8 protein-coding genes and 1 riboswitch are annotated in these 10,678 nt (G+C 66.4%); of the genes, 1 reads left to right on the forward strand and 7 read right to left on the reverse strand.

Annotated elements, in window-relative coordinates:
- Positions 1-24: 24 nt before the first annotated feature.
- The gene (locus Q8O96_RS03025; RefSeq protein ID WP_305948327.1) at positions 25-1,419 is read right to left on the reverse strand and encodes a VOC family protein; all 1,395 of its coding nucleotides are present in this window, start codon (positions 1,417-1,419) and stop codon (positions 25-27) included.
- A 276-nt stretch (positions 1,420-1,695) separates the two neighbouring features.
- Between Q8O96_RS03025 and Q8O96_RS03030 the strand changes: the two genes are divergently transcribed.
- Complete coding sequence (locus Q8O96_RS03030) at positions 1,696-2,778, forward strand: diguanylate cyclase (protein WP_102861861.1); 1,083 nt, start codon at positions 1,696-1,698, stop codon at positions 2,776-2,778.
- Between the two features lie 186 nt (positions 2,779-2,964).
- Here the strand turns inward: Q8O96_RS03030 and Q8O96_RS03035 are convergent, their stop codons facing one another.
- The 6 genes from Q8O96_RS03035 to Q8O96_RS03060 form a co-directional block, all read right to left on the reverse strand.
- Entirely contained in the window at positions 2,965-3,882 is a 918-nt protein-coding gene (locus tag Q8O96_RS03035; protein ID WP_102861860.1) for an ABC transporter substrate-binding protein, read from the reverse strand.
- The gene (locus Q8O96_RS03040) at positions 3,875-4,627 is read right to left on the reverse strand and encodes a ferredoxin (protein WP_305948328.1); all 753 of its coding nucleotides are present in this window, start codon (positions 4,625-4,627) and stop codon (positions 3,875-3,877) included. The genes Q8O96_RS03035 and Q8O96_RS03040 overlap by 8 nt, the downstream gene beginning before the upstream one ends.
- 11 nt (positions 4,628-4,638) lie before the next feature.
- Positions 4,639-6,615, reverse strand: coding sequence for a TonB-dependent siderophore receptor (locus Q8O96_RS03045; protein ID WP_240321969.1), 1,977 nt, complete (start codon positions 6,613-6,615; stop codon positions 4,639-4,641).
- 97 nt (positions 6,616-6,712) lie between these two features.
- Positions 6,713-6,916: riboswitch (cobalamin riboswitch) on the reverse strand.
- 33 nt (positions 6,917-6,949) lie between these two features.
- Positions 6,950-8,023 (reverse strand): arginine N-succinyltransferase, encoded by a 1,074-nt coding sequence (locus Q8O96_RS03050; protein ID WP_305948329.1) that lies wholly within the window; start codon positions 8,021-8,023, stop codon positions 6,950-6,952.
- 49 nt (positions 8,024-8,072) lie between these two features.
- The gene (locus Q8O96_RS03055) at positions 8,073-9,089 is read right to left on the reverse strand and encodes an arginine N-succinyltransferase (protein ID WP_115582069.1); all 1,017 of its coding nucleotides are present in this window, start codon (positions 9,087-9,089) and stop codon (positions 8,073-8,075) included.
- Positions 9,090-9,263: 174 nt separating this feature from the next.
- Entirely contained in the window at positions 9,264-10,613 is a 1,350-nt protein-coding gene (locus Q8O96_RS03060) for an APC family permease (protein ID WP_102861855.1), read from the reverse strand.
- Positions 10,614-10,678: the final 65 nt, after the last annotated feature.

The following is a 10,678-nucleotide window of genomic DNA, read 5'->3' on the forward strand; positions in this document are numbered from 1 at the left end:
CGCAAGGCCGATGCCGGACAGGGCTTAGAGCGCTGGCAGGCCCAGGCTGGCGGCGCATTGCTCCAGGGAGCGCTGCTGGGTCTGGGCGTAGAGCTGCAACTCATCCAGGGTGGCGCGGCCCAGGGCCGTTTCGAAGGCCTGGCGGTTGGAGTGTGCGGCGTAGTGGCTCTGGCTGTCGTCCCCCAGGTTGGACTGGAAGATCCCGGCGGCGCTCACCGGCAGGAAGTCCTCATACACCAGGGGTTCGGCCCGCAGGTGCCCGGCGGCCAGCAACGCTGACAAGGTGGTGGGCCGCTGGGGCTGGTGGCGTGCCGCCAGCCCGGTGTCGCTGACGAAGTAGCGGAAATAGGCCAGGCCCTGTTCACGCATGGCGTCGTGGTTGTCGGGGAACTCGTCGAAGTGCGCTTGCATCAGCTGGTTGTAGCGCTGGGCGTTGCTCTCGCTGGGGAAGTCGCCCAGGGCGTCGCGGGCCGCATTCAGCAGGCGGTCGTAGAGGGCCCGGCCCTTGGGTGTCAGTGCCGCGCCGCGTTGCTCGATCTCGCCGAAGCGGGCGCTGTGGCTGCCCTGGGGCAGGTCCTGATCGGTGAAGGCCACCCGTTCCTCCAGGGCCTTGAAGCTGGTCTGGCGCAGCAGGATCGGGCACGCCCGGCGTGGCGGGCCCTCGATCACCGCCTTGGGGGTGATGCCGTGCTCGGGCATCAGCCGTTGCACTTCATCGATGTCCAGGGTGCGTGGGGTCAGGTGGTTGATGTGCGGCCCCTTGAACGCCACCACGTCGGCGATCAGCCGGTGCTGGGCACTGAGACTGGCGTACTGGGCGGCGGTCACCGTGGCGTGGTGGTGCCAGCGGAAGGTCTCCAGGGCTTCCTGAATGAAGCGTTGGGCATCCTGCTCATCCAGGCCGCCTTGGGCGTGGGCCTGTTCGATCAGTTCCAGCACCTTGGGGGTGAAAATCGAGCGTTGGGCCAGCACCTGTTCGGCAAAGCGCCGCAGTTCGGGGTTGTCGATCAGTTCCAGGCGCAGCAACGAGGTGAAGACCCGGAACGGGCTGACGTGCAGGGCCTCTTCGTGCACCGCGCGAAAGGCCGTGGAGTGCACCGGCACCCCGGCCGGGGTCAGGTCGTAGTAGCCCACCGGCTGCATGCCCATGACCGCGAACAGCCGGGCCAGGGTCGCCAGCTCGGCGGCGCTGCCGACACGGATGGCGCCGTGGCGCTCCAGGTCCAGGCGCTGCAGTTCGCCGCTGTGCTGCAAGTGCCGGGCAATGGCCGGCTGCTGTTCCAGGACCTGGGCATTGACCTGGGCCACCAGCGCCATCAGGGCGCCGTAGAGGGGCACCTCCTCACGGTACATATCCGACATGGCCCGGGAAAATCCCTGGCGGATCAGATCAGGACTGACGAAGTGCTGGTTGCTCATGGACAAGGTTCCCGTGGCAGTGGATATCGAAACGAGAGAGGTAAGGATCGGCCCCGATTCTGCTGGCCGGTGCCGGGGCTGACAAACGAAGTTTCCTCTGAACTTCATTCTGCAAATGAATGCATGGTGCCGGCGGGCAGATTCCCGCTCAGCGGGCCCGTCTTGAGCGGGCAGGCTGTGTACACTGATGGCGTTTTGCATCCGCGTGGCTAGACTTGCAACGGTCAAGCTCACCTATCGCTCGCTGCATCTTTCCCATCGCTGGACGGAGGCAACTTGGCCCCTGCGCAGTACACCAGAGGCAAGGGACTGTCATTGGCCAGGAGGCTGTATAAATCGCGGATTCTGGGCCTTGGCCTGGGCTTGCTGTGCGTGGCCGCCGGGATGTGGCCGCTGCAACCGGCGCCCTGGGTCTGGGGACTGATGCTGTTCAACGCCCTGGTCTGGCCGCACCTGGCCTATCAGTGGGCCCGATGGTCCCAGGTGCCGTTTCGCGCCGAGTACCGCAACCTGTTGGTGGATTCGCTGCTGGGCGGGTTCTGGGTCGCGGCCATGCAGTTCAATCCGCTGCCGCTGGCCACCACCCTGGGGATGATGGCGATGAACAACATCGCCCTGGGCGGGGTGCGTTTTTTTCTTGCCGGCTGTGGGGCCCAGGTCCTGGGCATTGGCATCGGCCTGGGGGTGTTCGGGCTGTCGTTCACTCCCCTGACCACGCCGCAGCAGTTGTATGCCTGCCTGCCGATGCTGACTCTGTACCCGATGGTGCTGGGCTACATCTGTTACCAGCAAGCGGCGACCCTGGGCCGGCACAAGCGCGAGCTGCTGGCCCTGAGTCGCACCGACAGCCTGACCGGGCTGCTCAACCACGGCGCCTGGAAGGACCAGTTGGAGATCGAGTTCCAGCGTTGCCAGCGCCAGGCCCATGGTGGCGCCATCGCCCTGATCGACATCGATCACTTCAAGGCCATCAACGACACCTACGGCCATGTGGCCGGGGATGTGGTGCTGCGCCAGTTGAGCAAGCTCCTCCGGCAGAACCTGCGGGCCAGCGATCAGGCCGGGCGTTATGGCGGTGATGAGTTCTGCGTGATCCTGCCGGACGTGCCGCTGGAGCACGCCGCCGATCTGATGGAGGCGCTGCGCGGGCGCTTCGCGGCCCTGGGCTACGAACAGAATCCGGCGTTGCAGGTGAGCCTGAGCATTGGCCTGGCGGCGTTCAACCCCATGCACGAGGACGCCATGGATTGGTTGAACGATGCCGATCAGGCCCTGTATGCCGCCAAGACCGCTGGTCGCAACAACGTCACCTGCCATCCGCCGGAGCGGCCTTCGCGCCGGGTGTTGAATCCTCTGTAATACCTGCCTCTGGTCGGGCTTGCCCATGAAGGCGTCGGCATGTACGCCGCGTGATTGGCGGTGTTCCTTTCGCCGGCAAGCCGGCTCCTACAGTGGGTGCGGTCTGTAGGAGCGGGCTTGCCCGCGAAGGCGTCAGGTGGCGCGTCGCGGGGGCTGGCGGTGCTTGCTTCGCCGGCAAGCCGGCGCCTACGGGGGAGCAGGGTGCAGGCGCCGCGCCAGTTCCAGCGCGGTGCGGCCGCTGGCGATGCCCGGCACCAGTTGGGCGAAGGGGATGTCGATCAGCCGCTCTTCGCGCACCGCCCGCAACCGCGACAGCACCGGGTCTCGCTGCAGCAGCTGGCGTTTGCGCGTGGCCGGTGACCAAAGGGCGTCTGCCAGGAGCAGCACGTCCGGGTCGTTGCTCAGCAGGGTTTCGCTGTCGACCGTCAGGCGCGGGCGGTCGATGGCGGCGAAGCTGTTGCGGGCGCCGGCGGCTTGCAGCAGTACCCCGACAAAACCGCGCTGGCCCTGGCTGGCCAGGCCGTTGACCTCGCTGTCCAGGTAGAACACCGCGGGCGTGTCGCGACCCCGGTACAAGGCCGCTGCCGCAGCAAGGTCGGCCTCCATGGCCGCGATCAGTTGCTCGGCCCGGGCTGGCTGCTGCAACAGCCGGCCCAGGGTCCGCAGGTCGCGACGGATATGCCCGAAGTAGTCCTCATCATGCCCGGCGCAGGCCGACTCCAGCAGGTAGCTGGCAATGCCGATGCGGCCCAGGCGCTCCCGGGAGCTGAAGTTATCGGGAAATGCCGAAGCGAAGCCGCCCACCACCAGGTCGGGCTTCAGGCTGTAGAGCACCTCCGCCGACGGGTATTGCCGGGCGATCACCGGCACGCCGTGGTACTGCCCCTGGGTTTGGGCCTGACTGTCGTCATCCAGGTAGGCGACGCCGATCATCGACGGCCCGGCGCCCAGGGCCAGCAGCAGATCGGCGCTGTGCTGGTTGAGGGCCACGATGCGCCGGGGAGGGTCCTCGACGGTCCAGGTCTTGGCGCAGTTGTCGTAGCTGGCCGCCAGGGCCGGCCCGGTCGCCAGCCATAGCAGGAGGCCGAGGATCTTCCTAGGCATCCGCCACCCCCGCATACGGCGAAGGGATCAGCAGATCCTGCACCGGCTCACCTGCCAGCAGATGCCCCTGCACCAGACGCACGACCTGGCGGTCGTCGCTGACCCGGTACCAGCAGCCATCGGGGTGCACGGTCAGCACCGGCCCCAGGTTGCAGGGGAACTGGCAGGCGGTGCGGGTCAGCAGCACGCCGCCGGGGGTTTCCATGTGGTCAAGGCGCAGCAGTTCACGGCGCAGGGTCTTCCACAGCGCCAGGGCACCGCGGCGCACGCAGCGCGGGCCGGTGCACAGGAACACCTGCCGGGCATGGGGTGGCACCCGCGACCAGTCCGGGTCGCTGGCCACGGCGTTGACCTGATCGCAGGGCAGGTGCCGCTCGTGCTGGGCGATGCTGGCGCAGGCCAGCGCTGCATCCAGCCCGCGACGGCCCAGGGCCTGGGCGGTGATCCACAGCTGCGGCGCCTGGGGATGGGCCCGGGCCAGGCGTCCCAGCTCATCGCGCAGCCAGTCCAGGTAAGCGCTGTCGGAACTGGGCTCCAGGTCCACCACCAGCAGTGCCGCGCCGTGCTCGGGCAAGGGTTCCTCCAGGGCGGCCCAGAGGCTGTCGAAACCGTCCAGGGTGTCGATCACCCGGGTGTCGGCGTCCTCGTTGCGCAGCGCCTTGAGCTCGCGGCGAAAGGCTTCGCCCAGGGTGCCGCCGTGCAGGCCGGGGCCGACGAATAGCACCCGTTGATAGTCCTTGTGCATGTCGTTGGGCCTCAGAAGCGGTAGGTGTAGCGCACTTCGCTGGTAAAGGGCCGGCCGAGGTTGTCCACCGCCGGCGCGCTGCTGGTCATGCTGGTGGTGTAGTCGCGGTCGAACAGGTTCTCCACCAGCAGGCTCAGGCGATGTTGCTGGGCCCTGTCGAGGTAGCGATAGGCATCGGCGTCCACCACCGAGTAGTGGCCGTAGTCGACCTTCTTCGCGCTGTCGATCTGGCCGATGTAGCGGATCGCGCCCCCCACGCCCCACTGACCATCCTCGGACTCGTAGCCCAGTCGCGAGCGGGCGAAGAAGCCGGGAATGTTGCTCAGGGTCACGCCGTTGCGCGACTCCAGCAGATTGCGGGTCAGGTCCGCCGAGAGGTTCCATCGTGGGCTGAACTGCCAGCGGCCGTCGACCTCCATGCCGCGCACCTTGATCCGCCCCTGGCCATTGACCCAGTGGATGCCATCGAGGGCAATCAGGTCGTCGATCTTGCGCTGGAAGGCCGTGACGCTGGCGTTGAACTCGCCGGCCAGCAGGCTGCCCTTGTAGTCCAGGCCGAGCTCGGCATTCAGGCTCTTTTCCGGCTTGAGGTTGCGGTTGCCTTGCTCGTAGTCCTCGTTGACGAACAACTGCTCGGCGTTGGGCAGCTTGAAGGCGCTGCCGTACTGGCCGCGCAGTTGCCAATGGGCGTTGAGGTCGTACAGGGAGGTGAGCATGCCCACGGTGGCGCTTTCGCCGCCGCTCATCTTCTCGTGGCGTATGCCCAGGCTCGGGTGCCAGTCGGGCAGCGCCGCGAACACCGGGCGCAACTGGGTGTACAGGGCATTGGCCTGGGCCTGGTTATTGTCGATCTTGAGCACATCGTCCTGGCCCTTGAACCACTGGTTGTCGGTGCCGAACACCAGCACATGGCCGCCGTCCAGCTCGGCCTTGCCTTCGGCCTGCAGGCCCCAGTCGGTGAAGCCCCAGTAGTCGTTACGGTTTTTGCTCACCAGGCGGCCGTCCTTGAGGCTGTCGATCTTGGTGTAGCGCGTGTCCCAGTCGTTGACATGGCCCTTGACGAAGTAGCTGAAACGCTCGCTCAGGCGCTGCTCGAAGGTCGCGGTGGCGATCTGCTGGATGCGGTCGTTGGTGGTCTTCTGGTTGTTCACCGGGCGGGCGAAATCCAGGTTGGCATCGCTGTACTGGTAGAACAGTTCCAGGCGCGAATCGTCGGCGAAGCCCTGGATCGCCTTGGCGCCGAAGGTGGTCACTTCATAGCCGCGTTTCTTGTCCCGGGTGCTGGCGCTGTAGGCGCTGTTGCGATAGGGCTGGTAGCCATCGGAGACGTTGTGGCTGACATAGGCCAGCAGGCCCAGGTCGCCGAAACCATTGCTGAGGATGCGCTCCACCCGGGCATCGCCGCTTTGCCCCATGAAGCTGTCCAGGCCCAGGTTGACCTCGCCGGAGGTGTCGCGGGTCTGGGGGCTGCGAGTGACGATGTTGATCACCCCGGACACCGCCTGGGTGCCGAACAGCAGGCTCTGGCCGCCCTTGAGCACTTCGATGCGTTCGATGGCATTGGCCGGCAAGGTGTCCAGGTACAGGCCGCCGTACAGACGGTTGTTCAGGCGTACGCCGTCCAGCAGGATCAGGGTGTCGTCGTTGCGGCCCCCCAGCAGTGAATAGGTGCCGTAGTCGAAGGGGCCGTTTTTCGGCGCGACGTAGAGGCCGGGGACGTACATCTGCAGCACTCGGGTGATGTCGCTGCTGGGGCCGGCGCGTTCGATCTGCTGGCGGTCGATGATCTCCACCTTGCTGCCGTACCGGGCCATTTCGGCCACTGTGGTGGACTCCACCGAAGGGGCGGAAACCCATTGCCGCTCCAGTGTCAGGGGAGTGTCGTCCGCCAGCAGCAGGGGGCTGAACAGGCAGCCGAGCAGGGCACCGCTGAGGGGGCGCCGAGGTGCACGCCAGTCGCATGCAAGGAAGGTGTCAGTTGTTGTCATTCTTGGTCTTCTCGAAAGTGACTTCGGGAAGCACGCAGGAGAAGGTATCGGCCACAGGCACGCGACCATACCGGCCCATGCCCGCCCACCGCAGGATTGCCAAACAGACGTTTCAGGCCGGTCTCCGGGCTTGCGAGTCTGGCGGCATTCGCCTTCCCATACCTTGGGTACAGTGGCGTGTTGAATGCAGCACTCGCTTACCGTTGCGGGGGCAGCACCGGACTGGCCCTGAAAGGGCGCACCGGTTTCCCGTTTCACCTCGTGCACGGCGGCATGAGGCACCTGAAACTGGGCGGCATATGAACATTCGCCCCGGCGTTCGTCAATCTCGTGGCTACAGGGGCAGGGCGGCGTCCGGCGCGAGGGCGATCCCGGACTGGCCCTGAGGCCGCGCCGGGCAGGCCAACAGTGGCACGGCGCGTACCGAGTCCCCTGGCTGCAGTTGCAGGCGCTTGGCGGTCAGGCGGTCCACCAGCAGGCAGCCTGAAACCAGGCGCCCGGGGGCGGCGGTGATGCGGCAGTTTTCCAGGCGGCGGTTGTGAATCAGCCACACCGGCGCCTGTTCGTCCGGGCGGCCCACCAGCAACGGCAGGGTCTGGCTTTCGCGCACGCTGCGGATCTTCGCCACTTCGGCCTCGATCAGCGGCCCGCCGTCGAAGATATCGATGCAGCCCTGATGGCTGAAGCCTTCGTCGCGCAGGATGTTCACCGCCTGCTCGGTGCTCTGGTGGGCCTGGCCGATGGCCGCCTGGGCCTGTGGGCTGAGCAGGCAGGTGTATAGCGGCTGGCGCGGCATCAGTTCGGCGATGAAGGATTTGCTGCCATGGCTGGACAGGCGATTGGCCTGCTGGAAGTCCATCTTGAAAAAGTGTCGGCCCAGGCTGTCCCAGAACGGCGAGCAGCCCTGGCTGTCGAGCTGGCCACGCAATTCGGCCACCAGCTTGTCGCCGAACAGCGTCGGGTGCTCGGCGACGAACAGCAAGCGTGCAGTGGACAGCAGGCGGCCGGTGTAGCCCTGGCGCTGGTCGCGGCGCAGGAACAGCGAACACAGCTGGGAGTGCCCGGTCATCTCGTTGCACAGGAACAGGGTCGGGATCTCTTTGTCGATACCCAGCCCCGGGGCTCTGCCACGGGTGATGCCGACCCGGTAGTTGTAGCAAGGCTCGCGCAGGCCGATGGCGCCGCTCAGGCCGCAGATGCCGATGATTTGCTGGTCGTCGTCCTCCAGCACGAACAGGTAGTCGGCATCGGCCCGTTCCACCCGGCTGGCGAAGGTGCGCTGGGCCCAGCGCAAGCGATGGGCCAGGCGCTCGGGGTCGGTGGAGAGGTTGTTCAACTCGCGACAGCTGCCCTCCAGCAAAGCCAGCACGCCGGGCAGATCGGTGACGCGGATCGGACGGACGATCATCGGTGCACTCCTTGCAACAGTCCCGGGCAGCGCAGAAGCGGCGGGCCACTCATAACGCGATTCCCCGCACCGGTTCGCCCGGTGTCACTTGCAGGGCCTGGAGCATCGACGGGTCGAGCCCGACCACATCGCCCGGGGCTTCATCCAGAGGCGCGACAATGGCGCGAAATCCCTGCAGTCGGTCATTGCTCAGCAACCAGTGGCGACCCTGGCCACTCTGGGGGCTGAGGTAGCTGGTCGCGACCCGGCTCTGAACGATCGAGCGTAGCTGGTTATTGCGCGCCTGCAGGGTCGGCCCGGCATCGAACAGGTCCACATACTGGGTAGGCGCGAAGCCCTCGTCGATCAGGATGTCGCAGGCCTCCCGCGCATCGGGGTGAATCCGTCCGATGCAGTCCTGAGCCGACGGCGGCAGCATCGGGATGTACAGCGGGTACTGGGGCATGAGTTCGGCCAGAAAGCCCCGGCCCTGAAGGGCGCACAGGCGTTCGGCCTCGATGTAGGGCAGGTCGAAGAAGTGCTGGCCCACCGCCTCCCAGAACGGCGACTCGCCGGCGGCGTTGCTGTAGCCGACGATCTCGCTGATGGTGCTCTCGGCAAAGCGCTGGGGGTGAGCGGCCATGAACAGCAACCGCGCCCGGGACGTCAGTTGCGCCAGGGGCGTGCCCGACAACGCCGGGTCCACGTGGAAGCTCCGCAGCAGGGTCTGTTCGCTGAGGTCCTGGCACAGGGACAGGGTCGGCACCCCGTGTTCGATGTTCAGCTCCCGGGAGCTGCTGATGAAGGGCCGGTTGCGCAGGCTGTAGAACGGCGCGGCAAAGCCCGCCGTGGCAAGAATGTCGGAACAGCCGTGGAGCAGGCCGCTGTCCGGGTCCTCGAGCACCAGAAAGTAGTTCTCCGGGCCCTGGCTGGCCTCGGTCTTGGCAAAGGACGCCAGGGAGTCGAGGATCCTTTCCCGCAGGTAGGTTTCGTCATCCACCAGGGACGTTACGCCCAGCAGGCGTTGGCGGGCCAGGCGCAGCAGTTGGGGCAGATCGAATAACGCCACGGGACGCAAAGCCAGCATGGGTGCACTCCTGTATCAAGGGCCGCTCGCCCCGGGGGGCGAACATGGGCCAGACATCACTGTCGGTTACCACGCAGTTCCACGGCCGCGGGATCCGCCGGCCTGTCCCCGGGCGGCTCTTGGCGGCTGCCTCGGGGGGAAGCGCGACGCCATCCGGCGCCGCAGGTAATTCACTTAGGGTTTGAGCGGATCGGGCAGGGCGGCACCGCTGCCCAGCTTGTTCAGCAGGAACAGGTAGACCAGCCCGGCGGCTATCCAGATGGCGCCGAGCTTCTGCGCATCCACGCCCATGTTGTACATGATGGCGCTGACGATCACGAAGCCGATCACCGGGCAGATCAGGTGGCGGATCACCTGGCCGGACTTCTGCCGGCGCCAGTAGAAATTGATCACGGTGATGTGCAGCAGCATGAAGCCGCTCAGGGCGCCGAAGTTGACCAGTGAGGTCAGGGTGTCCACCGAGTTGATGAACAGGTAGCAGATCAGCAGCGACAGCACCGCCACCAGGTAGATGCTGATGTGCGGGGTGTTGTGTTTCGGGTGGACCTTGGCCAGCACCTTGGGCAGCTTGCCGTCCCGGGCCATGCCGAACAGCAGGCGCGACACCGCGGCTTGCGAGGTGATGGCCACCGCCACGCCCCAGGCCAGCGCCGTGGCCACCCCAGTGAGGGTCGCCAGCCAGCTGCCGGCGGCCAGTTCGGCGATCTCGTAGAAGGCGGTGTCGGCGGACTTGAAGCCCATGCCGGCGGCCAGGTCCGTGGCGATCCAGGTCTGCACCACGAAGATCGCCCCCATCACCACCAGGGTGATCAGGGCGGCGCGACCGACGCTGCGGCCGGGATCGCCCTTGACCTCTTCGGCGAGCGTCGAGATGGCGTCAAAGCCCAGGAACGACAGCACCGCAATCGAGACGCCCTGCATCAGCATGCCGAAGTGGAAGTTTTCCGGGCTGTACAGCGGCGCCAGGGTCAGTTGGCCGTTGCCGGTGCCGCCGTGCAGGGCGTTCCAGGCGTAGAACAGGAAGATCCCCAGGACCACCAGTTGCGCCAGCAGGAACAGGATGTTCATCCGCGCAGTGAAGGTGATGCCCCGCAGGTTGACGAAGGTGGCGCTGACCAGGAACGCCAGGATGAAGCCGACCTTGGGCACTTCCGGGTACAGGTGGTTGAGGGCCATGGCCGCGTAGACGTAGAGCAGCGGCGGGATCAGCAGGTAGTCCAGGAGCATCAGCCAGCCGGCGAGAAAGCCGACATGGGGATTGAGGCCGCGCTGGGCATAGGAGTAGACCGAGCCGGCGATGGGGAAGGCGCGGGCCATGGCGCCGTAGCTCAGGGCGGTGAAGACCATCGCCACCATGCCGATGATGTAGGCCAGGGGCACCATGCCCGGGGCTTCCTGGTTGACGTAGCCGTAGACCCCGAACGGGGCGATGGGGATCATGAAAATCATCCCGTAGACCACCAGGTCGCGCAGGCTCAGCCCGCGCTTGAGTTCCTGTTTGTAGCCGAATTCTTCAATCTCCATGAAGCAGTTCTCCTTGTAGCCAATGTAAGTGGGCGCATCCGGCGGCGAGGGTCGTCATTGACGCC

Source organism: Pseudomonas sp. LPH60 (assembly GCF_030718165.1).
Lineage (GTDB): Bacteria > Pseudomonadota > Gammaproteobacteria > Pseudomonadales > Pseudomonadaceae > Aquipseudomonas > Aquipseudomonas danubii.

What these genes read in the sequence shown, in the direction of transcription:
- Q8O96_RS03025 (WP_305948327.1), bottom strand. Translation starts at nt 1,419, where the DNA reads ATGAGCAACCAGCACTTCGTCAGTCCTGATCTGATCCGCCAGGGATTT.
- Q8O96_RS03035 (WP_102861860.1), bottom strand. Translation starts at nt 3,882, where the DNA reads ATGCCTAGGAAGATCCTCGGCCTCCTGCTATGGCTGGCGACCGGGCCG.
- Q8O96_RS03040 (WP_305948328.1), bottom strand. Translation starts at nt 4,627, where the DNA reads ATGCACAAGGACTATCAACGGGTGCTATTCGTCGGCCCCGGCCTGCAC.
- Q8O96_RS03045 (WP_240321969.1), bottom strand. Translation starts at nt 6,615, where the DNA reads ATGACAACAACTGACACCTTCCTTGCATGCGACTGGCGTGCACCTCGG.
- Q8O96_RS03050 (WP_305948329.1), bottom strand. Translation starts at nt 8,023, where the DNA reads ATGATCGTCCGTCCGATCCGCGTCACCGATCTGCCCGGCGTGCTGGCT.
- Q8O96_RS03055 (WP_115582069.1), bottom strand. Translation starts at nt 9,089, where the DNA reads ATGCTGGCTTTGCGTCCCGTGGCGTTATTCGATCTGCCCCAACTGCTG.
- Q8O96_RS03060 (WP_102861855.1), bottom strand. Translation starts at nt 10,613, where the DNA reads ATGGAGATTGAAGAATTCGGCTACAAACAGGAACTCAAGCGCGGGCTG.